Source organism: Rhizobacter sp. Root404 (genome assembly GCF_001425865.1).
Classification (GTDB): domain Bacteria; phylum Pseudomonadota; class Gammaproteobacteria; order Burkholderiales; family Burkholderiaceae_C; genus LMDS01.
Map to the genome: position 1 here is coordinate 379419 of NZ_LMDS01000005.1, position 22265 is coordinate 401683.

22 protein-coding genes and 1 pseudogene are annotated in these 22265 nt (G+C 68.7%); 11 read left to right on the forward strand and 12 right to left on the reverse strand.

The window, feature by feature from the left end; all coding sequences use genetic code 11:
* Positions 1-9 precede the first annotated feature (9 nt).
* From ASC76_RS15900 to ASC76_RS15910, 3 genes are all read right to left on the reverse strand, one after another.
* Complete coding sequence (locus tag ASC76_RS15900; protein WP_056468353.1) at positions 10-273, reverse strand: DUF5985 family protein; 264 nt, start codon at positions 271-273, stop codon at positions 10-12.
* A 209-nt stretch (positions 274-482) separates the two neighbouring features.
* Positions 483-743 carry a DUF5985 family protein gene (locus ASC76_RS15905; RefSeq protein WP_056468356.1) on the reverse strand — a complete coding sequence of 87 codons (261 nt, stop codon included), beginning with the start codon at positions 741-743 and terminating at the stop codon, positions 483-485.
* A gap of 99 nt (positions 744-842) precedes the next feature.
* The gene (locus tag ASC76_RS15910) at positions 843-1220 is read right to left on the reverse strand and encodes a hypothetical protein (RefSeq protein ID WP_157615746.1); all 378 of its coding nucleotides are present in this window, start codon (positions 1218-1220) and stop codon (positions 843-845) included.
* A gap of 176 nt (positions 1221-1396) precedes the next feature.
* Between ASC76_RS15910 and ASC76_RS15915 the strand changes: the two genes are divergently transcribed.
* The gene (locus ASC76_RS15915) at positions 1397-2530 is read left to right on the forward strand and encodes a mechanosensitive ion channel family protein (RefSeq protein ID WP_056468362.1); all 1134 of its coding nucleotides are present in this window, start codon (positions 1397-1399) and stop codon (positions 2528-2530) included.
* A 22-nt stretch (positions 2531-2552) separates the two neighbouring features.
* Here the strand turns inward: ASC76_RS15915 and ASC76_RS25425 are convergent, their stop codons facing one another.
* The 4 genes and pseudogenes from ASC76_RS25425 to ASC76_RS15925 all read right to left on the reverse strand — a co-directional run bounded on the left by ASC76_RS25425 (position 2553) and on the right by ASC76_RS15925 (position 4225).
* The gene (locus ASC76_RS25425) at positions 2553-2705 is read right to left on the reverse strand and encodes a hypothetical protein (protein ID WP_157615748.1); all 153 of its coding nucleotides are present in this window, start codon (positions 2703-2705) and stop codon (positions 2553-2555) included.
* A gap of 25 nt (positions 2706-2730) precedes the next feature.
* Complete coding sequence (locus tag ASC76_RS25430; protein ID WP_056468365.1) at positions 2731-2952, reverse strand: hypothetical protein; 222 nt, start codon at positions 2950-2952, stop codon at positions 2731-2733.
* Positions 2924-3106: pseudogene (locus ASC76_RS26245) on the reverse strand (alpha/beta fold hydrolase); the annotation flags it as partial. The gene ASC76_RS25430 and the pseudogene ASC76_RS26245, both read right to left, overlap by 29 nt.
* 6 nt (positions 3107-3112) lie before the next feature.
* Positions 3113-4225, reverse strand: a complete 1113-nt coding sequence (locus ASC76_RS15925) for a DUF1615 domain-containing protein (RefSeq protein WP_056468368.1) — start codon at positions 4223-4225, stop codon at positions 3113-3115.
* Between the two features lie 80 nt (positions 4226-4305).
* Here ASC76_RS15925 and ASC76_RS15930 point away from each other — a divergent pair, with 80 nt between their 5' ends.
* The 3 genes from ASC76_RS15930 (at position 4306) to ASC76_RS15940 (ending at position 6253) form a co-directional block, all read left to right on the forward strand.
* On the forward strand, positions 4306-5136 hold the full coding sequence (locus tag ASC76_RS15930) for a DUF2189 domain-containing protein (RefSeq protein WP_082549223.1): 831 nt from the start codon (positions 4306-4308) through the stop codon (positions 5134-5136).
* Between the two features lie 9 nt (positions 5137-5145).
* On the forward strand, positions 5146-5619 hold the full coding sequence (locus ASC76_RS15935; RefSeq protein WP_056468371.1) for a YciI family protein: 474 nt from the start codon (positions 5146-5148) through the stop codon (positions 5617-5619).
* Positions 5620-5689: 70 nt separating this feature from the next.
* The gene (locus ASC76_RS15940; protein ID WP_056468374.1) at positions 5690-6253 is read left to right on the forward strand and encodes a hypothetical protein; all 564 of its coding nucleotides are present in this window, start codon (positions 5690-5692) and stop codon (positions 6251-6253) included.
* An 11-nt stretch (positions 6254-6264) separates the two neighbouring features.
* On the opposite strand, the gene ASC76_RS15945 is transcribed toward ASC76_RS15940, so the two are convergent.
* Entirely contained in the window at positions 6265-6900 is a 636-nt protein-coding gene (locus ASC76_RS15945) for a glutathione S-transferase family protein (protein WP_056468377.1), read from the reverse strand.
* 211 nt (positions 6901-7111) lie between these two features.
* Between ASC76_RS15945 and ASC76_RS15950 the strand changes: the two genes are divergently transcribed.
* Together ASC76_RS15950 and ASC76_RS15955 are read left to right on the forward strand one after the other, a co-directional pair.
* A complete protein-coding gene (locus tag ASC76_RS15950; protein ID WP_056468379.1) occupies positions 7112-7534 on the forward strand; it encodes a MarR family winged helix-turn-helix transcriptional regulator in 423 nt (140 codons plus the stop codon).
* Between the two features lie 102 nt (positions 7535-7636).
* Positions 7637-8917 carry a hypothetical protein gene (locus tag ASC76_RS15955; protein ID WP_056468383.1) on the forward strand — a complete coding sequence of 427 codons (1281 nt, stop codon included), beginning with the start codon at positions 7637-7639 and terminating at the stop codon, positions 8915-8917.
* Positions 8918-9145: 228 nt separating this feature from the next.
* Here ASC76_RS15955 and ASC76_RS15960 read toward each other — a convergent pair whose 3' ends face one another.
* The gene (locus ASC76_RS15960) at positions 9146-10672 is read right to left on the reverse strand and encodes a GMC family oxidoreductase (protein ID WP_056468386.1); all 1527 of its coding nucleotides are present in this window, start codon (positions 10670-10672) and stop codon (positions 9146-9148) included.
* 424 nt (positions 10673-11096) lie between these two features.
* Here ASC76_RS15960 and ASC76_RS15965 point away from each other — a divergent pair, with 424 nt between their 5' ends.
* From ASC76_RS15965 to ASC76_RS25435, 3 genes are all read left to right on the forward strand, one after another.
* Positions 11097-12512, forward strand: coding sequence for an esterase-like activity of phytase family protein (locus tag ASC76_RS15965; RefSeq protein WP_371262138.1), 1416 nt, complete (start codon positions 11097-11099; stop codon positions 12510-12512).
* A 102-nt stretch (positions 12513-12614) separates the two neighbouring features.
* A complete protein-coding gene (locus tag ASC76_RS15970) occupies positions 12615-13580 on the forward strand; it encodes a hypothetical protein (protein ID WP_157615750.1) in 966 nt (321 codons plus the stop codon).
* A gap of 3 nt (positions 13581-13583) precedes the next feature.
* Positions 13584-14567, forward strand: a complete 984-nt coding sequence (locus tag ASC76_RS25435; protein ID WP_157615752.1) for a hypothetical protein — start codon at positions 13584-13586, stop codon at positions 14565-14567.
* A 310-nt stretch (positions 14568-14877) separates the two neighbouring features.
* Here ASC76_RS25435 and ASC76_RS15980 read toward each other — a convergent pair whose 3' ends face one another.
* The 3 genes from ASC76_RS15980 to ASC76_RS15990 are packed head-to-tail and all read right to left on the reverse strand — an operon-like array spanning position 14878 to position 20808.
* On the reverse strand, positions 14878-16353 hold the full coding sequence (locus ASC76_RS15980) for an efflux transporter outer membrane subunit (protein WP_235580486.1): 1476 nt from the start codon (positions 16351-16353) through the stop codon (positions 14878-14880).
* Positions 16350-17585 carry an efflux RND transporter periplasmic adaptor subunit gene (locus tag ASC76_RS15985; RefSeq protein WP_056468395.1) on the reverse strand — a complete coding sequence of 412 codons (1236 nt, stop codon included), beginning with the start codon at positions 17583-17585 and terminating at the stop codon, positions 16350-16352. The genes ASC76_RS15980 and ASC76_RS15985 overlap by 4 nt, the downstream gene beginning before the upstream one ends.
* Positions 17586-17589: 4 nt before the next feature.
* The gene (locus tag ASC76_RS15990; protein ID WP_056468398.1) at positions 17590-20808 is read right to left on the reverse strand and encodes an efflux RND transporter permease subunit; all 3219 of its coding nucleotides are present in this window, start codon (positions 20806-20808) and stop codon (positions 17590-17592) included.
* Between the two features lie 20 nt (positions 20809-20828).
* On the opposite strand from ASC76_RS15990, the gene ASC76_RS15995 reads away from it, so the two are divergent.
* Positions 20829-21626: an alpha/beta fold hydrolase gene (locus ASC76_RS15995; RefSeq protein WP_235580487.1), complete on the forward strand. Its 798-nt coding sequence runs from the start codon at positions 20829-20831 to the stop codon at positions 21624-21626.
* A gap of 37 nt (positions 21627-21663) precedes the next feature.
* Positions 21664-22263, forward strand: coding sequence for a MarC family protein (locus ASC76_RS16000; RefSeq protein WP_056468401.1), 600 nt, complete (start codon positions 21664-21666; stop codon positions 22261-22263).
* Positions 22264-22265 lie beyond the last annotated feature (2 nt).

Genomic DNA, 22265 nt, shown 5'->3' on the forward strand with positions numbered 1-22265 from the left:
CGGCCGGCGTCAGTGCCGGCCGGGTCGGTTCTTCAGCCAGATCGCCAGCAGGATCAGCAGGTACGAGATCAGCCGGACCACGTAGTGCACCGGCAGGGCCTCCTCGTTCCAGCTCGCGGTCACCGCCATGTGGACGCGGTTCAGCCCCTCGAGCCAGAACGACGCCGTGAACAGCAGGAAGAAGCGGTCGCGGGTGCTCAGCCAGTAGCGCAGGAAGATCAGCCCGGCCACGAACGAGGCCACGGCAATGCCCCCGAGCAGCAGTTCATGCATCGCAGCCTCCGCTCAACGCGCCGGGTCCAGCAGCAGGCCGCAGACCAGCAGCAGCGTCGAGACCAGCGCGATCGACAGGCGCCACAGCGACATGTCGACCGACGTGAACNCGGCACACAGCACCGCGGTGGCGGCGCACAAGGCGAAGACGATCTTGTCCATCACGATCCCTTTCCGAACTTGAATGCATCCGAGAAACGCTGCGCGCCTCAACGCGCCGGGTCCAGCAGCAGGCCGCAGACCAGCAGCAGCGTCGAGACCAGCGCGATCGACAGGCGCCACAGCGACATGTCGACCGACGTGAACACGTAGCGGTCGACGATCAGCAGCACGTTGTTCAGGCTCAGCCCGACGAAGCACAGGCAGGCCCACAGCAGGCCGCGCGCGCCGCTGCGCAGGTAGCCGCGCAGCAGCAGTCCGGCACACAGCACCGCGGTGGCGGCGCACAAGGCGAAGACGATCTTGTCCATCACGATCCCTTTCCGAACTTGAATGCATCCGAGAAACGCTGCGCGCNCCGGCACACAGCACCGCGGTGGCGGCGCACAAGGCGAAGACGATCTTGTCCATCACGATCCCTTTCCGAACTTGAATGCATCCGAGAAACGCTGCGCGCTGCGCTGCGTCGCGTCGTGGATCAGCCGGGTCACGCCGACGAGATCGCTGGTGTAGGCGCGCACGAGGCGGTCGATCATGGCGGCCATCGCCGGATCGGCCGGCGCGTATTCGTGGCGGTCCTCGGCGTCGTGCGGCAGCTTGCGGACGATTCCCGCGACCGCCAGCGCCGTGATCAGCGCCTGCGCCGCCGACTCGCCGATGTAGAGCACGGCCGCCAGCGATGCCGCCGAGCGGGGGGCCCGCGGGGGCGCATGAAACTGCAGGATCGCCTCCAGGTAGGGCACCGAGGGGACGCTGGTGAGGATGAAGCGACGCAGGTCGTCGCTCAACGGCTCGTGCATGGGCAGGGCGGCCATTCCTTCGGCGGTCCGCGAGTTTTCAGGTAATACATTCTGCCAAATGTATCGCGCGCACCGCGGGCCGCGGGACCGCCGTAACCCCATGCGGGGGTGCGGCATCGCGGGCGTGCGGCATGCGAGCGGCATGCGGATGCTACGGTCGCGACATGGAGTCCTCGTCCTTTCTCGACTGGGCCGGCCACACGACAGTGGCCGGCGTTTCGCTTGCCAGCCTCGCGCTGGGCATTGGCGCGGCCATGCTCGCGTATCTCCTGATGTCGCTGGCGCTGCGCGTCGCGCTGTCACGCCTCACCCGCGTCGCGGAACGCACCACGAACCGTGCCGAGGACATGCTGGTCGAGGTGCTGGCCGGCACCAACCGCTGGCTGCTCGCGCTCGTCGCGATCCTGGTCGGCGTGGGCATGCTCGACCTGCCCGAGCGCTGGTCCTCGCGCGTGGGCCAGTTGTGGTTCATCGCGCTGGCCCTGCAGGTCGCGCTGTGGGCCAACCGGTGCGTGTCGATCGGCCTGCGGCGCCATGCGCTGAAGCACGCCGCGACGCCGTCGGCCACGGTCGGCGCGGCCGCCACGCTCGTCTCGTGGGGCCTGCGCACGCTGCTGTGGGCGATCGTGCTGCTGGCGATGCTCTCCAATCTCGGCGTCAACATCACCGCGTTCATCGCGAGCCTGGGCGTCGGCGGCATCGCGGTCGCGCTGGCGGCGCAGAACATCCTCGGCGACCTGTTCGCCTCGGTCGCGATCGCGGCCGACAAGCCGTTCGAGGTCGGCGATTTCATCGTGCTCGGCAGTGTCGCCGGCACGGTGGAGCTGGTCGGCGTCAAGACCACGCGCATCCGCAGCCTCGGCGGCGAGCAGATCGTGGTGTCCAACACCGAGTTGCTCAAGCAGACGGTCAGCAACTACAAGCGCCTGCGCGAACGCCGCATCGTGTTCGGCTTCGGCGTCAGCTACGACACGAGTGCGGAGCAGGCCGAGGAGATCCCGCGCATCGTCCGGCGCCTGGTCGAGCAGAGCCCGCGCCTGCGTTTCGACCGCGCGCATTTCAAGGGCTTCGGCGCCAGCTCGCTCGACTACGAGGTCGTCTACATCGTGCTCGACCCGGCCTACGGGGTCTACATGGACGAGCAGCAGCGCATCAACCTCGCGCTGATGCGCGAACTCGGCGAGCGCGGCATCGGCTTCGCGTTTCCGACGCAGACGCTGCACGTTGCGTCGCTGCCCCGCGGCGTGCGCGAGCTGCGGCCCGAGGACGGCGACGCGCGAGCCTGGCGCCGGGCCTAGCGCACGGGCCGCGCCGCCGGCCTCACAGCTCGCACAGCTTGCCCATCATCATGCCGCCGTCCAGGCAGCCCTTGTCGTCGATCTTCAGCACCATCGTGCCCTGGCTGCCGAGCAGCAGCGCGAGCGGGGCGGCGGCCAACAGCGTCGTGGTCCGGCGCAGGCTGGATCGGTTCATGTCATCACCTCCGTGGTTCGGTTGTTCACAGCGACGGCGCCTTGCCGTTCCTGGCGGCCTTGTCGACCTCCTGCGCGCGGCGGCGCTGGTCGAGCTGGGCCAGCCCCTGCTCGGTCGCGCCGATCAGCCGGTAGCCGAGCGCCTGGTCGACGATGCCGACCTGCAGTCGGTCGACCAGCTCGGGATTGGTCTTCTGCGGGACCAGCACGGCCTGCACGACCACGCCGCATTCGGGCGTCACGTGCATGCTGCCGTTCGGGTCGCTGGTGCCGGACGACGCGGTAGCCGTGCCGGACGAAGAACAGCATCTGCGCGTCCCAGTCGTCCGAGGACAGCGGCCAGCCGTGGTGGAAGACGATGGGCTGCGCATCGCGCGGACCTCAGTCCTTGTAGAAGATCAGTCCCGGTCAGCCGCCCTTGGCGCGGCAGCGCTGGTAGCGCTCGTCGACGCGCCGCGCGAACCACTCGGTGGTCAGCGGGCGCGTGATCTTCGGGCTGTTCAGGCGGATGCGCGGCAGCAGGGCGCGCGCCACCGGCCGGCGCGCCGCGGCGTCGGCCAGCTCGAAGGTGCGGGTCCACACGCGCGTCTGCTCCAGCGCGAGCCGCGCCTCCTGCTCGAGCGCGCGGCGGATCTCGTCGTCCCGCACGCCCAGGCGCGGGCCGAGCGTACGCACCGCGGCCTCGGTGCTGCCCGGCCGGGCCGCGTCGCTGCCCGGCGCGATCAGGTCGCCATCGAGCTCGAGCGTGACGCCGGCGAGCGTGCCCACCGCGCTCTGGAACGCGGCGTTGCGGCTCGCGTACTGGCCGGCGTTGAAATCGGCGAAGCGGTAGATCGGCTGGTCGTAATGCGCCGGGTAGTCGAGCAGGTGGGCGATGCCGAAGTAGAGGCCACCGCGGCGCGAGAACACCTCGTCGCGGACCGAGCCGATCATCCGGTACGGGTACGGCCGCGCCTTCGCGTGCGCCTCCGCGAACTCGACGCTGACCTGCATCGGCCCGCCGGTGCGCACCGGGTTGTAGCCGGCGAAGAAGCGCTGGCCGAGCGGCACCTGGGCGATGAAATCCTCGAACAGGTTGCTCAGCTCCTTCTCGCTGCGCGCCGCGCCGATGCGCTCGTTCCAGGTGCGGCTGTCGGGCGAGCGCAGGTTGAGCGCGGCCTGCACCAGCATCTGCGGCACGCCGGCGCGCTCGGCGCGGCGGTCGATCTCCTCGCGCGCGATCTTGCCGAGCCCCGGCACCTGCGGGTCGGCGCGGTAGGTCGATTCCTGCTCCGCGACGGCCAGCACCGCGCAGATGTTGACCGGGCTCGGCTCGATGCGCAGCGCATCGAACGCGGCGTAGATGTCGACCGCCCAGCCCGGGCGATCCGGCACGCTCGCCGGCAGCAGCTCGGCGATGCGCGCGCGCACCTCCTCCGGGCGCGGCGGCACCGGGGCCGACGACGGCGCGGTGCCGCAGCCGGCGACGAGGGCGCTCGCGGCGACGACGAGCGACGAGATCAGTGAACGCGGCAGGCCCATGGCGCCAAGCGTAACCCGGCCGCCGCCTCGGGCAAGGCCCGATTGCACGCGCGCCGCAGCGGGTCAACGATGCCGCACCCATGAACACGACCCTCCGACCCGACCCGGCACCGCTCGCCGACACCGCGGGCCCGGCCGCGGGCGCCGCCGACGCGGCCCGCGTCGACGCCGCGCCGATCCGGCTCAACCCGCTCGCCGCGACGGCACCGTTTCAGTGGCTGAAGCTCGGCTGGCGCGATTTCACGCGGGCCCCGTTGCTCGGCTTGTTCTACGGCGCCTGCTTCGCGGCGATGGGCGGGCTGCTGATGCTGCTGTTCCGCCAGGCGCCGGCCTGGGTGCTGGCGCTGTCGGCCGGCTTCCTGCTGGTCGGGCCGTTCCTGTGCCTGGGGCTGTACGACACCAGCCGCCGCCTCGAGCGCGGCGAGCGCCCGCAGCTCGGCCGCTCGCTGGTGGCGTGGCGCACGCGCAGCGGCACGATGGCGATCTTCGGCGCGGTGCTGCTCGTGATCGAGATGCTGTGGGCGCGCGCGTCGCTCGTCGTATTCGCGCTCAGCTTCGACGGCATGCCCGACTTCAAGGGCTCGCTGCTGGCGCTGCTCGACCCGCAGAACCTGACCTTCATCGTGGCCTACCTGATCGTCGGCGGCCTGTTCGCGACGCTGATCTTCGCCTGCAGCGTCGTCGCGATGCCGATGATCCTCGACCGCGAGACCGACGCGATCAGCGCCGGCATCACGAGCATCCGGCTGTGCTTGGCGCAGCCCGGGGTCATGCTGCTGTGGGGGCTGACGATCACCGCGATCGTCGTCGTCGCGCTGCTGCCGTGGTTTCTCGGCCTGCTGGTGGCGGCGCCGGTGCTCGGCCACGCGTCGTGGCACGCGTATCGGGCGGCAGTGGCCAACGCCAACTAGTTGAATCGCATGGTCAAGCTCCCGGTCCTGGTCGGCGGCGCGGCACTGTGGCTGCTGTGCCTGCACGCGGCCGCGCAAGCACCCACGGCGGAAAAGCCGCCCTACGACCCGGCGCTGGCCCGCGCCGTCGGCGCGGACGAGAACGGGATGCGGGCCTACGTGCTGGTCGTCCTGAAGACCGGGCCGAACAAGGTGCCGGCCGGGCCCGAACGCGATGCAATGTTCAAGGGCCATTTCGCCAACATGAGCCGCCTGTCGGCCGAGGGCAAGCTGGCCCTGGCCGGCCCCTTCGACGGTGTCGACGGCTGGCGCGGGCTGTTCATCCTGGCCGTCGCCGACATCGAGGAGGCCAGGCAGATCACCGCCACCGACCCGGTGATCGCCAGCGGCGAAATGGTCGCCGAGTTCCACAAGTACTACGGCTCAGCCGCGCTGATGCTCGTCAGCCGCGATCACGACCGGGTGATGAAGAACCGCCGCTGAGACCGCGGCGGGCCGATTGGCGCGAGAATCCGCCGGGAGGTCGAGATGGACGCTCGGCTTCGACTGCGCCATGTCCGATTTCGAACACCAGATCGTCACCATCGTGCTCGACAAGGGCCTGCTGGCGCTCGTCGTACTGCTGGCCGGCTACAAGCTCAACCAGGCGCTGGAGGGCCTGAAGAGCCGGCTGTCGCGCGAGCAGGAGTTCGCGCGGACCGTCAACACGGCCGTGGTCGACCTGACCAAGAAGCTCGCCGCCGGCAGTCACCTGATCACCTGGATCGCCTGGTCCGCGACGCAGGACGACGATGCACTCGAGCGCGACGACTTCATCGCCTACGACCGCGACATGCGTGCACTGCTGAGCGACCTGGTGGGGCTGCAGGTGGCACTGGCTGCCGTCAGCCGCACACGCTGGGACGTGCTCTCGCCGTTCGCCCAGAGGATCTACGCGCTCGACGAGGAGATGGGCAAGGCGCGCGACCTGCACAAGACGGGCGACACCTGGAAGATCGCCCAGGCCCGGCTGATCCTGCGCGACTGCTACTTCCGCGCCATCGCTTTCGACGAGCAACTCAACGAGACGGCCATCGGCTTGCTCGAAACGACCAACGTCCAGACACCCGAACGCTGAAGCGCGAGGGCTCAGGCCGCGCGGTAGACGCCGTCGCCGTGCGGCGCAGCGATGAACTCGGGCAGTTGCTCGGCCGCGCGCGTGTGCGCCTGCAGCAGCGGGTAGGCGCTCGCAGGCACCACCTCGGGCCGCACGGCCTGGATGAAGGTCCACACCACCGCGGTCGTCACACCCGCCTGGTCGATGGTCCCGCGCGCCGCCGCGAGCGGCTGGCGCGCCAGCTCCGCTTCCAGCAGATCGCAGGCCGTGCGCAGCTGGCGGGTGATGCGATCGACCCACGGCTGGTGCAGCTTCTCGGCCGGACGCACGCCGTGCTCGTAGACGATCTGCACGCACTTCTCGCAGGCCGCGAGCGCGACGCCGAGCACGCGCAGCGCGTGTTGCCGCGCCGGCACGTCCGCGGGCATCAGGCTGCGGCGCGGGGCGGCCAGCGCCTCGGCGTAGTCGAGGATCAGCGTCGAGTCCATCAGCACCGTGCCGTCGTCGCAGACCAGCGTCGGCGCCTTCACGACCGGGTTGATCGCCTCGAATTCAGGGACGCCGCGGAAGACCGAGATCGAGCGGTGCTCGAAGGGCAGGGCGAGCAGTTGCAGCGAGACCGCGACGCGGCGGACGTAGGGGGAGTCGAGCATGCCGATGAGGTGCATGGTTCAGGCCTTCGAGCTTCGATGGCGATCATGCTACTTCCCGCGGTCCAATCCGGCACTGTGAGCCTTGCTCGGGTGCACCGCTGCGCGGGGCGGGGAGGCCCGTATGCAGCGAAAGCAGCCGACTTCCAATGCGCCGCGCGTTAGTCAACCAATGCTGCGATCAACCCCACTGCTTGACTTTGATCGATATCAGTAGGAAACTACCAACATGTCGCATCCCACCCTCGAACTCAAGCGCGCCTACTTGGCGATGCGCCGCGCCGTGGAGCAGACGGTCAAGCCGTTCGATGTCACCGGCGCGCAGTTCGACGTCTTGCAGTTCCTGCTGCACGGCGACGGCATGGAGCACCGAGAACTGCAGCGCCGCCTCTCGGTGACCTCGCCAACGCTCACCAACATCCTCGACGGGATGGTCAAGGAAGGGCATGTGGTGCGGCATGCAGACCCGCACGACGGGCGCGTCAAGCGCCTGTATCTGGGACAGGCGGCTCGCAAGCTGGTCTCGTCGCAGGCTTTCTGCGACACCGGCGACGCGCTGGTCTCCAAGATGTTCCAGGGCTTCACAGAAAAGGAACGCCAGGAGTTCCTGCGCGCCCTGAGTCGCATCGAGTCCAACCTCGACGGCGGCTAATCTCTAATCAGTTTCACCCAGGCACTTTCACGCCCGCATCGGTAGCTTCCTACCTCTTGGCACCCTCACGTCCTCTTCGTTAGCTTCCTACAGGAGTTCCTCATGAACATGCTCACCTTGCTCATTCAGTCGCTGGTCGCGCTGGGCTTCATTGCCCGGGCGGCAGGCAAGTTGCTCGGCACCGAGCAGGTCCGTGCCCAGTTCGCCGCGCTGCGACTCGGACGCCCGGCGCGCTGGGCCTTCGGCGGCCTGGAACTCGTCGGCGCCATTGCCATGCTGGCCGCCATCGCCCAGCCCTTCCTCGTCTTCTTCGTCGCGGTCTACCTGGTGCTGCTGAGCGTCGCGACGCTGCTGCTTCAGATCGCTCGCAAACACACGCCAGGAGCTTCCAAAGTCGCGCTCCTGATGGCCGGTGCGGTGATCGCCGCTGCTCTTCAACCCTTGGGCCTGAAGGTCCTGACCCTGCCCAAGGCCGAAGCCCTGCCGCTGGACCCAGTGGCCTCGGCCCGCACTGTCAAGTCCTATGCCGAAGGTCAGTGGTTCGAGAGTGTGAAGCTCGGGCCAGATGGCACGGTCTACCTCACTGCCAACACGGGCGAGAACTACGCCACCGGCGACAAGAGCCAGGCGCGGGCACAGGTCATTGCACGATCGCCGGGAGGCAGCGAGCGCATCTTCTTCGAGCTGCCGCAAGGGTCCACCGCCGGCGTGATCGCGTTTGATGGTGACGGCCGCATGTTCATGACCGGCCAAGGCAGCCAGCTCGGCGTGTGGCGCTTTACCGCCGATGGCCAGGGTGAGCTCTTCGCGAAACTGCCGCGCGGCTCTTGGCCCAACGGTATCACTGTCGGCCCGGACAAGCAGCTCTACGTCGCCGACGCAGCACTGGGCCTAGTCTGGCGCATCGACCCCAATACGGGGGCGGCCGAGCGAGCCATCGAGAGCGACGCACTGCGTGCCCGCCGATTCATCGCCTTGGCTCCTGGTGCCAACGGCCTGCACTTCTTCGGACGCGACCTGTACGTCACGGTGTCGGACGCAGCCGAGGTACTGAAGCTCACGCTGGGTCAGGACGGTAAGTTCGGTGCGCTCAGCGTCTTCGCCGCGGGCATCCCGGGCGACGACTTCGCCATCGATGACCAGGGCACGCTGTACATCACCACGCACCCGTTCAACACCATCGTGCGCGTCACGCAGAGCGGTCAGCGCACCGTGATCGGCAACGCGACGCAGGGCATCGTTGGCGCGACGGATGTGGCCTTCGGTGTCATGCCGGGAGATCGCGACACGCTCTACGTCGCGACCGACGGCGGCGCCTTCTCGGGCGACCTCAAGGCGCGGGGGACGCTTCTTGCGCTCAAGGGATGCAATTGGCCGGGATGAACGGCCGGTCTTCGAAGCGGTGACCTCAACATCCCGACCCCCAGTTGCCGGTGGACCGCGCGAGAATGATGGCGGCGAGCCGACGCTGGTCGCCACCTCACCGGTAGCCGTTCGTGCTGGCATCTGCTCACGACTGCACAGCGCAATGCGTCGTCGTGTACGGGGTCGTTGGGTCTGTGCGATCCTGTCACCCGTGCACCCGCGCCTGCTCGCGCTGCCCATGTGGGCTCACAAGACACGCCGAATGAGGTCGGCCGCCCTTTCCGCGATCATGATGACCGGAAGGTTTATGTTTCCCGAGGTGATCTGCGGCATCACCGAGGCGTCAACCACGCGCAGGCCGCGCAGCCCGTGCACCCGCAACTCCGCATTCACTACGGCATCCTCGCCTGGCCCCATCCGACAGGTCCCCACCGCGTGATAGATACAACTTCCGGTGTTGCGTATGTGGCGTTCCAGAAGGGCATCTGTCGCCGCGGCGGGACCGGGTGCCAGTTCGCCGTCCAGATGGCGGGCGAGCGGCTCGGCTGCTGCGATTCGCCTTGCCTCGCGCAGCCCCTCGATCTGCAGCGCGAGGTCTTCGGGCTCCGTCATGTACGCCGGATCGATCAGCGGAGGGTCTAGCGGGTCGACCGAACGCAGGGCGACGCTGCCCCGGCTGAGCGGGCGGCATGCTTGAACGGCAATGGCCATGGCCGGAGCCTGCCCGCGCGCCGCGGTCATAACCGGCGCTTGCGGCACGACAAGGAACTGAATGTCGGTTGTGTACACCTCGCTCGATCGCGCGCTCTTCATGAACAGTCCGGCTTCAACCAAGTTGCTGCTGGGGCGAGCGGGCACAGGCGCCTTCAGTGCCAGCACCAGGGAGGAAGCCGGGTGGTCACAAAGGTGACGACCGACTGCCGGCAGCGCATGCCTGATGCGGACGCCGTGCGACTGCAGCGCAACCGGGTCACCGATCCCGGACAGCATCAGCAGCTTCGGGGAGTCGATCGTGCCGGCGCACACCAAGACCTCTTGCATAGCCTCGATCCGTCGTGCCTGCACGCCGTCGAAAATGTCGACACCGACTGCGCGGTCGCCGTCGAGCACGACGCGCAGAGCCCGCGCTCTGGTGATCACCTGCAGATTCGGGCGCGCCATCGCCGGCCGCAGATAGGCGGCTGCAGTGCTGCAACGAGCACCGTCGCGGACCGACAGGTGGTACAGACCGGACCCGTCGCGGTACTCGCCGTTGAAATCGGGATTACGACGATGTCCACAAGCCACGGCGGCATCGATGAATGCATGCGCCATCGGGTTCGGCGTCGTCGGCGCGGTCACCGCGAGAGGCCCGCCCACTCCGTGCAAAGCCGAGGGGCCGAGTACATGGTCCTCGCAGCGCATGAAGTAGGGCAGCACGTCGCGCCAGCCCCAACCAGGGTTGCCCAGATCGCGCCAGTGGTCGAAGTCGTGCGGGTCGCCGCGGATGACGATCATGGCGTTGATGGCGCTCGTCCCTCCCAGGCCCTTGCCGCGCGGGCAGGGGATGCTTCGCAGCGCGTAGCCGCTCTGCATGGTCGTCGCGTAGCCCCAATTCTCGTCGCGGTCCCAGAGCAGCGGCCACTGGCTCGGCTGTCGCACCACGCTGGAGTCGCCGTCTCCACCGGCCTCGATCAGCGTGACCCGGCAGTGCGGGTCTTCCGACAGGCGGGCGGCCAGCACGCAGCCAGCGGAACCGGCACCGACGATTACGATGTCCGAGCCATTGGTCATGAGCCCTCCTCCGCGGCGCAGTTGCGCGGTGCCGATGTCCGCGTCGCTCTCGCGTGCAGCCCATTGGATACTTCAACGCAGCAGTGGGCAAGTCGGGTCGTTAAAGGGGGGCGAAATCGCGTAAACCGTGGTTGGGCAAACGGACCCACGGCCCCCGCTTCACCGGCAACGTGATGTTCCATACCGGTCGTTCGTGACCTTCAGGTTATGGCCGCGAACAGCCAGTGACTTGGCGCCCTTCGCTGTCTTTTTCAGTCCAGCGAAGTCGAAGGTCAGCTTCTCGTGATCGTGGTCGTCGCGAGTCGACCGTCAGATGATCAGTACGTCGAATCGACTGCCGCGAAGCAGTCGTTGGATTTCATCGAACTGCCACATCACGCGGCAATCATGGCGGGTTCTGTCCGACCACACCCGAGGAGCCCCCGTGACCCGACCGACCCGACCGCTGTTGATGTCCCTTCTGATCGCCTCGGCTTGTGCCGCGATGAACGCGCGGGCCGGAGTCGACCTGATCGCGATCGGCCAGCTCGGCGGGCATGGCAGCGACCTGTCGGCCGCGACCGGCACCCCGCTGGAGAACGGTGCGCCGGGCAATCTGCTCGGTGGGTTGGGCTCGGGTTTCGCCTACGCCGGCTGCAACAGCTTCGTCGCCCTGCCGGACCGCGGCCCGAACGCGATCGCCTACAAGCCGGCGGTGAGCGACACGGCGTCGTACATCGATCGTTTCCATGGCCTCGAGATGCAGTTGGCTCCGAGCGCGACCGGTGCGGCCTTGCCTTTCACGCTGACGCCGACCCTGGCGGCCACGACCTTGCTGCACAGCGGTCAGCCGCTGGTCTACGGCAGCGGCGTGGCGGCAGGACTGCCCCATGGGGCACCGGCCTTGAACGCGCTGAACCACACCCACTACTTCACCGGCCGTTCCGACAACTTCGACTCGACACGCCGCTCGACGGACGCTCGCGACGCCCGGCTCGACCCGGAAGGTATCCGGGCCAGCAATGACGGGGAGAGCGTTTACGTCACGGATGAATACGGGCCCTACGTCTACCGCTTCAACCGCAAGACCGGCCGGCGCACCGCGGTCTATGCGCTGCCGGATGCGTTCGCCGTGACCACGCCAAGCGCCGACGGCAATGAGGAGATCGCTGTCAACACCAGCGGCCGCGTGGCCAACAAGGGTATGGAGGGCTTGGCCATCTCACCCGATGGCGCATCGCTGTTCGGCGTGATGCAGAGTCCGCTGTTGCAGGACGGCGCCACCGACGCTCCCTACACGCGCATCGTGAAGATCGACCTCGAGACCGGTGCGACGATGCAGTTCGTCTACCCGCTCACCAATATCGGCACGGCGAAGAAGCCGAAGTACCCAACGGTCAGCGAGATCGTCGCCATCAACAGCCACGAGTTCCTCGTTGATGAACGCGATGGCAAAGGCCTGGGTGACGGGTCGACTGCCGTGTACAAGATGCTCTATCGCATCGACCTCGCCGGCGCGCTGGATGCGAGCCTGGTGGCCGGTGCCGGCGCGCTGGCGCCGTATGCGGTGGCCAAGACGCCGTTCCTCGACATCGTGGCCGCGCTCAACGCGCATGGCATTGCGAGCAACGAAATTCCGGCCAAGCTCGAAGGCATGACCTTCGGCCCCGAAGTGATGATGGGCGGCGTCAAACGACATACGCTTTTCATTGCCAACGACAACGACTTCACTCCCACGGTCACCGACGGGCTGCACCCGGGCGGCATCGAGAATCCGAATCGATTCTTCGTCTTCGCCGTCGATGCCGTCGACTTGGCCGGCTATGTCCCGCAGGCGTTCGCGAAGAAGAACTGCCGCTGAGCGGTTCAAGCCAAGCCAGCCCGGTGTGAACGGGTTGGCGTGTTGACTTGTGTTCGATCCGACCACGAGGTCTGAGCGGCGCGTGTTCGATGCGAGACCATCATGGAATCCAGCGGCAACGCTGTTCGGCCCGTGCCGTGGAACAAGGGCAAGATCGTGGGTCAGAAGGCACGAAGGACGAAAGAAGCGCTGGCGCGCGCGGCAACCCGCCGCGGCGCAAGAAATTCACGCAAGCGAGCAGTTGGCGCGGACCGCGACGCTTTAGCCGAACGCTCCCTCCCTCAGAATCCCGGGATGCGCGCCAATTTGCGCGCCGAGTCCAGTGCTGGAGCCTATGACGGTATCCGGCTGACGTTGCAGCATTTGTCGAAGGGGAGGTCCATGGTCAACCGTTTCGCGCCGATTGCGCTGGCTTGTGCGATGGCGGGCTTCGTTCCCGCAGTGGGCGCCCAACAGCAGACGGCGGCGGGTGCACAGAAATTCCTGGCCATGCTGGCCAAGGATGGAGCGCTTTATCTTCAGGCCCTCGACAAGACTTCAGGCGCCATGACTGTGGAGGGCACCAAGACTTATACGAATCGTTGGCTGAAGAATGGGGTACCGCAAGACGACGGTCCGTATGGGGGCGGTGGCACCGACCCGGCGACTGCGCGGCTGAAGAATCCGCTGAGCGTCATCAGCGTGGCGAATGTCGACCCCCGTGCCCAGACCAATGACTGCGCGACCCGCATCGAAACCACCACGCAGGAGAAACCCGGGGAAACCGAGGTCAAGGACGGAACCGCATCGAAGGAGACGTTCTTTGGCTACGACGAGTTGCCCTACCGCGTCACCAAGACGTCGAAATTCGAGGATCCCGCTGTCAAATACGCCGGTCCCTACTACATCGTCTGGGGCAAGACCGTGACAAGCCGCGGCACCAACGTTATCGCCGCGAATGTGCAGGACCCGAGATTCAATGCGCATCTCCTGTTCGTGAGCAACAACCCGGAGATGCTGGATCGAGTCGAATATGCGATGAAGTTTCTGATCGCGAGTTGCGACAAGACCGCCTCTACGGGTTTCTGAACCATGCCCACGAACGACCAACACTTCATGTGCGTCGCATTACTGGCGCTGTTATGCCTGCCCGTGGCGTCCGGCGCGCAGACGCCGGTACCGGATAGCGAGGCCTCCGCGCCGGCTGTGGAGGCGCCGCGCCAGCTGTCCGAACAGGACCTCGCCAAGCTGCGCCGCAGCGTGCAGAGCAGCAAGGTCCGCGCGGTCGAGGAAGCGCGCCTGGCGGAATTGCGGCGGCAGGAGCAGGCACGTCAGTTTGAAGAGCAACGCCGCCAGTACCAGGCGCAGGCTGCAAGAGCGGCGCAGGAGGACGCGCGCGCGGAAGCCGAGGAAGAAGCCGACCGATCGCGCCGGGCTGCGAAATTGAATGCATCCAGGGCCGCCAGCGAACGGGCGCTGGCGCAGTCGATGGCGCGGCTGAATGACACCGCGAACCGCGTTCAGGCCCAGCAGGCCCAGCAGGTCGAACGCCAGCGCGAGCAGGCCGAGGTACAGCAACGCACCGAGCGGCAACGCCAAGTGAAGTTGATCAACCAGGCCACGCAGCGCCAGGACGAGGAGGCCGCCCGACTGGCCAGACAGCGCCAGCAGTCCGAGCAGGCGCGCGCCGACGCGCAGGCGGCCGAACGGGCGCAAACGCAGCGCCGGCACGACGAACAGTCGCGCCAGCAGATGGCGGCCGAGCCAGCGCGCCAGCAAGAGAAACCGCAAAGATTGCAGGCCTCCACCGGCTCGCTAACGTTCGACGAAAAGTCCAGGTCACCAACGTTGCCGGCTGCCGTGCCTGCGACCATGCCCAACGTGGTGCCGCCCTCATCGCCGACCCGCGCCACACGCATGTTTTTGGGCAAGAGCTGCGCCGATGCCCGCGCAGGCGCCCAGACCTGGGTTGGTAAGAACGGCACGTTTTCGACCGACCGCGAGGAAGCGAACGGCTACGACGGCTTTTGCCGCTTATGGATTTACGGTTGGAGCGGTTCGTCAGGAGCACAGTGACCGGCCAGTCTCGGAAGGCGACATTGGACGACAGTTCGATCGCGTTCTGCATGCGCAAGAGCCCCCGCCTCAATGGCGGTCTGTGGATTCCGAAGCTTCAACACCCCAGAATCCGAACGCCTCGGATCGCACGATCTTTGGTCGCCATACGGATGGCGGCGCGAAAACCTTTTGCCGTAGCGTGCCGAACGCGGACCTTGACGAGCGGCCGCTTGTGGCCAGCAGGTGACGGTCAGGATTCGTGCGTGACCGATTGCAATCTCTCTCAGGCAGTCCGTCCCAATCGCCGGCTGCGGCAAACAAGAACCGCTCAGTTGGCGCGGGACTGCCGCTGCGCCGCCCCCTCCCAATCCCCACCTAACGCCTTGATCAAAAACACCGACGTCACCCGCCGCTGGCTCGCCAACTGCGTCGCCTGCCGCTCCACCCCGAGCAGCGCCTGCTGCGCGTTGATCACGTCGAGGTAGGTCGTCGCGCCGCCTTCGTAGCGGCTGGTCGCCATGTCGAGCACGCGGCGCGAGCTGGCGACGGCGGCGTTGGCTTGCGCGGTCGCGCGTTCGAGCGCGGCCAGGCCGGTGATGCCGTCCTCGACTTCCTGCATCGCGGTCAGCACCACGCGGCGGTAGTTGGCCACGGTCGCGTCGTAGCCGGCGGCGGCGAAGTCGACATTCGCGCGGAGGCGCCCGCCGTCGAAGAGCGTCTGCGTCGCCGTCACGCCGAGCGACCACAGCAGGCTGGGCGCGTTGAACAGGCTCGCGAGTTCACGGCTGTCCACGCCGAGCGACGGTGCGAGCAGGATGCTCGGGTAGAACGCGGCCCGCGCGACGCCGATCTGCGCGTTGGCGGCGGCCATCGCGCGCTCGGCTGACGCCACGTCGGGGCGGCGTTCGAGCACGTCGGACGGCACGCCGAGGGCGATGCTCGGTGCGGCGCCGATGCGCGCTTGCGGGTCTGCATCCGGCGCGAGCGTGAACAGCGGCGCGGGCGTGCCGGTCAGCGTCGCGATCGCGTGCTCGAACGGGTCGCGCTGGCGGCGCAGCACGTCGACCTGCGTCAGCGTGTTGTCGAGCAGCGCCTGCTGCTGCGCCACGTCGAGGCCGGAGGTCGCGCCGCCGTCGTGGCGCGCGGTCACGAACTGGAGCGCGCGGCGTTGCAGCGCGATCGAACGGGCGAGCACGTCGAGTTCGGCGTCGAGACCGCGCAGGTTGAAGTACGCGGTGGCGAGGTCGGCGGTCAGCAGCAGGCGGGTGTTCTCGAGGTCGATCGTCGATTGCTCGGCGCTCGCGCGCACCGCCTCGATCGAGCTCGCGACGCGGCTGGCCAGGTCGACCTCGTAGTTGACGGTCAGCGCGAGCGCGTAGTCGTCCTGCACGGTCGAGACGTTCGGCGACGCGTAGTTGCTGAGCGGCCGGTTGGCCGAGCTCTTGAGCCGCTGCACGCGCGCGCCCAGGCCGATCTGCGGGAACAGCCCGGCGGACGCGCCCGCGACCTGCGCGCGTGCCTGCGCGAGCCGCGCGCTGGCGATCTGCAGCGTCGCGTTGTTCGCGAGCGCCTGGCGCTGCAGCGCGTCGAGTTCGGCGTCGCCGAAGCGCAGCCACCACGAGCCCTTGGGGGCGGCGTCGGCCGGCGCGCTCTCGCGCCACGGCGGCTCGATCTTCCAGGCGACCGGCATCGGCGTCGGCGGCGGCTGGTAGGCCGGGCCGGTGGCGCAGCCGGCGAGGGCGAGGACTAGGGCGATGGCGATGGCGGTCAGCGCGGCGCGCAGGCCGGCGCGCGGCTGCCTCACGGCGCGTCCTTGGCGCCGCTGGCCGCCGTTGCCGGGGCCACGGCCACCTTGTCGCCGTTGGCCAGCGAATCGGGCGGGTTCAGCACCAGCACCTCGGCCGGCTTCAGGCCGTCGAGCACCTCGACGGTCTCGCCGAGGTTGCGTCCGATCTTCACCGGGCGCAGCGCCACCGTGCCCTGCGCGTCGAGCACCGCGACGCGGATGCCTTCGGCGCGGATCAGCAGCGTGTTCGCCGGCACCGCGAGCGTGGCGGTGGCCCGCAGCGGCAGCTGCACCTGCACGTAGGCGCCGGGCAGCAGCACGCCCTGCGGATTGGGCAGCGCGACCTCGACCTGCATCGTGCGCGTGCTCGCGTCCAGCGACGCGCCGGTGCGCGCGACCGTGCCCTCGAACGGCTGCCCGCGCAGCTCGCCCTGCGTGACGACGACCTTCTGGCCCGGCTTGACGAGTTGCGCGTACGACTGCGGGACGTTGATGTAGACGCGCAGCGGATCGACCTGCGTCAGCACGAACAACGCGCGGCTGCTGCCGCCGCCGGCGTCGATCAGGTCGCCCACGTCGACATTGCGCCGCGTGATCACGCCGGCGAACGGCGCGACGATGCGCTTGAAGCCCTCGGTCTGGCGCAGCCGCTGCACGTTGGCGTCGGCCGCGGCCACGTTCGCGAGGGCCTGGGTCGCGGCGCTGCGGCGCTCGTCGAGCTCCTGCTGCGAGACCACGTCCTTCTGGCGCAGGCCCTCCCAGCGCGCGAGCGTGCTCTTCGCGAGGTCGAGGCTGGCGGCGGCCTGCTGGCGCGCGGCCACGGCCTGCGAGAGCTGCTGGTCGATCTCCGGCGTCTCGATCTCGGCGAGCAGCTCGCCCTTGGCGACCGTGCTGCCGATGTCCTTGGTCCAGCGCTTCAGGTAGCCGCTGGCGCGCGCCGCGATCGGTGACTGCACCTGCCCCTGCAGCGTCCCGGGCAGCGCGATCGTCTGGCTCGCATCGCCGCCCTTCACGGTGGTGGTCTTCACGTACTGCACCGCGCGCTCGGCGGTGCCGGTCTCCAGCGCTTTCGCGTTCGCGAGTCGGCTGAACACGGTGCGGCCGGCGCCGAGCGCGAGCAGCACCAGCACGACGACGGTGAGGACCTTCGCGCGGCGCACGACCTGCTGGCGCTTCAGGTGCTCGCCGGGTTCTCCGTCGGCCGCGTCGATGGCATGGATGCCCAGCGCCGCGTGGCGTTGCTCTGTCATGGGGTCAGGACTCCTGGGGCAAGGGGTGTGCGGGCGGCGCGCCGTGATCGGCCTGCGCAGTGCGCCGCTGCGCGAGGCGCCGGTGCACGCCGGCGAACACCACCGGCACGAACAGCAGGGTGGACACGGTCGCGAACAGCAGCCCGCCGATCACCGCGCGGCCGAGCGGCGCGTTCTGCTCGGCGCCTTCGCCGAGGCCGAGCGCCATCGGGATCATGCCGATGATCATCGCCAGCGCGGTCATCAGCACCGGGCGGATGCGGGTGGCGCCGGCCTCGAGCGCGGCCGAGAGCGGCGGCACGCCGGCCTGGAGCCGGTCGCGTGCGAACGAGACCAAAAGGATCGAGTTGGCCGTGGCCACGCCCATCGTCATGATCGCGCCGGTGAGCGCCGGCACCGACAGCGTGGTGCCGGTGATGAACAGCATCCACGCGATGCCGGCGAGCGCGGCCGGCAGCGCGGTGATGATGATGGCCGCGTCGATCCACGACTGGAACGTCACGACGACCAGCAGGTACACGAGCACGATCGCCACGCCCAAGCCCACGCCCAGGCCGATGAACGACGCCTCCATCGTCTGCACCTGGCCGCGCATCACCACCTGGCTGCCGCGCGGCAGCTTCTTCTCGATCGCCGCGACCTTCTGCTTCACCGCGGTCGCCACGCTCGCCAGGTCGGTGCCCTGCACGCTGACGTAGACGTCGATCGCCGGCAGGATGTTGTAGCGCGATGCGATCGCCGGCTGGCGCCCCGGCGCCACCTCGACCAGGTTGCCGAGCAGCTGCGTGCTGCCGTTGTTCGTGGCGGCCGCGCCGGTCGACGCGACCGGCAGGTTCAGCAGCGCGTCGAGCGAATCGACGCGGTACTGCGGGGTCTGTACCGCGATGCTGTAGACCACGCCGTTCTGCGGGTTGAGCCAGAACGCGGGCGCAGTCTGCGAGCTGCCGGACAGCGCGATCAGCACGTTCTGCCCGACGTTCTGCACCGTCAGGCCGAGCTGCTGCAGGCGCGAGCGGTCCACCTGCAGGTCGACGGCCGGGGCGTCCAGACGCTGGTGCACGTGCGCGTCGACGGCGCCGGGGATCTGGCGGATCTCCTTGGTCAGCTCGGCCGCGAGCGCGGCGTTGGCGGTGATGTTGTTGCCGGTGAACTGCACGTCGATCGCCGCCGGCAGGCCGAAGTTCAGGATCTGCGTGACGATGTCGGCCGGCTGGAAGAAGAACTCGATTCCGGGGAAGCGCTTGGGCAGTTCGGCGCGCAGCAGCGAGACGAACTCCTCGGTCGGGCGGTGGCCTTCCTTGAGCGAGAGCTGCATCTCGCCGTCCAGCGTGCCGATCGTCCCGGCGTTGCTGTACGACAGGTTGATGCCGCTGTTCGGCACGCCGAGGTTGTCGAGGATGGTCTCCAGCTGGTCCTGCGGGATCAGCTCGCGGATCGCGGCTTCGACCTGGTCGGCGATGCGCGCGGTTTCCTCGATCCGCGTGCCGGTGGCGGCGCGCATGTGCAGGCGGATCTGGCCGGCGTCGACGGTCGGGAAGAAGTCGCGCCCGAGGAACGGGTACAGCCCGCAGGACAGCAGGCAGAACGCGAGGAACGCAACTGCGAAGCGCGCGCGGTGCGCGAGCAGCGACGACAGCATCAGCGTGTAGGCGCGGCGCACGCGCTCGAACTGCGCGTCGAAGCGGCGGTACAGGCGTTGCAGCGCACTGGCCGGCCGGCCGCTCGCGGCGTCGGCGGCGTGGGCCGCGTGCACCCCGCCCATCAGCAGCATCACCAGCGTGGGCACCAGCGTGCGCGAGAGGAGGTAGGACGCGACCATCGCGAACACCACCGCCTCGGCCAGCGGCACGAACAGGAAGCGCGCGACGCCGGACAGGAAGAACATCGGCACGAACACGATGCAGATGCACAGCGTCGAGACGAACGCGGCGGCGCCGATCTCGTGCGCGCCGGTCAGGATCGCCTCGTTCAGCTTCGTTCCCATGTGCAGGTGACGCTCGATGTTCTCGATCGTCACGATCGCCTGGTCGACCAGGATGCCGACCGACAGCGCCAGGCCGCCAAGCGTCATCAGGTTCAGCGTCTGGCCGAGCGCCTGCAGCGCCAGCACCGAGCTGAGGATCGACAGCGGGATCGTCAGCGCGATGATCAGCGTGCTGCGCCAGTTGCCGAGGAACAGCAGCACCATCGCCGCGGTCAGCGCCGCGGCGATCAGCGCCTCGATCACCACGCCCTTGACCGCGGCCTTGACGAACACCGACTGGTCGAACAGCGGCGTGATCTTGATGTCCGCGGGCAGCACCTGCGCGACCTGCGGCAGCAGCGCGCGCAGGCTGGAGACGATGTCGAGCGTGGAGGCGCCGCCGTTCTTCAGCACCGACAGCAGCACGCCGCGCACGCCGTCCTGGCGCACGATGTTGGTCTGCGGCGAGAAGCCGTCGCGCACGTAGGCCACGTCGCGCAGGTAGGTGGTGGTGCCGCCGACCGTGCGGATCGGCAGGTCGTTGAGCCCGGCGATCTCGTTCGGCGAGCCGTTCATCCGCACCGCGTATTCGGTGGCGCCGAACTTGGCGGTGCCCGCGGGCAGGATCAGGTTCTGCAGGTTGATCGCGTTGACGACGTCGGCCGGCGCCATGCCGCGCGCCTGCAGCGCCGCCATGTCGAGGTCGACCGAGATCAGCCGGTTCTTGCCGCCGTACGGGAACGGCACCGCGACGCCGGGGATCGTGATCAGCTGCGGGCGCAGCGTCTGGATCGCGGCGTCGAACAGCGCCTGCTCGGGCTGCACCGGGCTCGACAGGCCGAGCTGGATCACCGGGATGCTGGAGGCCGAGTACTTGATGATCAGCGGCGGCGTGATCCCCGGCGGCAGCTGGCGCAGCTGCGTCTGCGCGATCGCGACGACCTGCGCCAGCGCGGTCTGGATGTTCGCGCCGGGCTGGAAGAAGACCTTGATCACCGCGATGCCGGCGAGCGATTGCGACTCGATGTGCTCGATGTCGCTGACCGTCGTCGTCAGGCTGCGCTCGTTCTGCGCCGTGATCCGTTGGCCCATTTCCTGCGCGGACAGGCCGTTGTAGTTCCAGATGATGCTGATGACCGGGATGTCGATCTCGGGGAAGATGTCGGTCGCCATCTTCAGCAGCGCGAACGGCGTCGCCAGCACGATCAGCATCGCCATCACGATGAAGGTGTACGGGCGCCTGAGTGCGAGCTGGACCATTGGCGGGATGATATTCAGATATGACGAATCACGCGTTCACGAAAGCCCGCCGCTTCGCGGGGGGCGTGTGCCTGGCATGGCTCGGCGGCTGCGCGCTGTGGCGGCCGGTGACGGTGCCTATCGGCACGCTGCGGTTGCCCGCGCCGTGCACCGCGCGGCCGGACACGCTGCTGGTGATGCTGCCGGGCTCGTGGTCGCGGCCCGAGGAGTTCGTCGACGAGGGCATGGTCGCGGCGGTGCGCGCGCGCGGCATCGCGGCCGACATCGTGATCGTCGACGCGCACGTCGGCTACTACAGCGACCGCAGCATCGCGGTTCGGCTGCAGCAGGACGTGATCGGCCCGGCGCGCGCGCAGGGCTATCGCCACGTCTGGCTGCTCGGCATCTCGATCGGCGCGTTCGGCGCGCTCATTTATGCGGAAGGGCAGCCGCAACTGATCGACGGGATCGTCGCGCTCGGTCCGTACCTCGGCAAACGCGCGCTCACCGAGGAGTTGCGGGCGCAGGGCGGCGTGCAGCGCTGGCGTGCGCCGACCGGCGCGCTCGACCCGGGCGACATCGACACGATCGTGTGGCGCTGGCTGCAGCCCTACGCCGGTGTCGTGCAGCCGCCGCAGCGGCCGGCGCTCTACCTCGGCTACGGGCTCGACGACCGGTTCCGGGCGGGCGACGAGCTGCTCGCCGCCGCGTTGCCGCCGTCGCACGTGTTCACGGAACCGGGCGGTCACGACTGGGCGCCGTGGCGCGCGCTGTGGGGGCGTGCGCTCGACGTCGTTCCGCTGCCGCGCGACCCCGGCTGCAAGGTGCCCGCGGGTTGATCGACGCGGCGGCGCGCGGCCCCCACAATCGCGCCGCATGGACCACAGCTTCCTCTCGGCGTTCATCCTGCTGCTGCTCGTGCTCGACCCGCTCGGCAGCCTGCCGGTCTTCATCCCGATCATGCGGACGGTGCCGCCGGAGCGCCGCGCCTGGGTGGCCGTGCGCGAGGTCGGCATCGCGTTCGGCGTGCTGGTCGCGTTCATGTTCCTCGGCGAGGGCTTCCTGCACGTGATGCGCCTGTCCGAGCGCGCGCTCGAGGTGGCCGGCGGCGTGATCCTGCTGATGGTCGCGATCCGCATGATCTTCGGCCACGCCGGTGGCGTATACGGCGTGCCGGAAGGGCGCGAGCCGCTGATCTTCCCGCTCGCGGTGCCGCTGCTGGCGGGGCCGTCGGCGATGGCGACGGTGCTCCTGCTCGCGTCGCGCCAGCCGGACAAGGTGCTCTCCTGGGTCGGCGCGCTGGTGGGCGCGATGGCGGTGTCCGGCGCCGTGCTGCTGCTGTGCGACCGCATCCGCCGGCTGATCGGTGACTCGGTCGTCTCGGCGCTCGAGAAGCTGATGGGGCTGGTGCTGACCGCGATCGCGGTCGAGATGATCCTGGCCGGGTTGAAGCGCTACTTCATGGCGCCGCTGTAGCC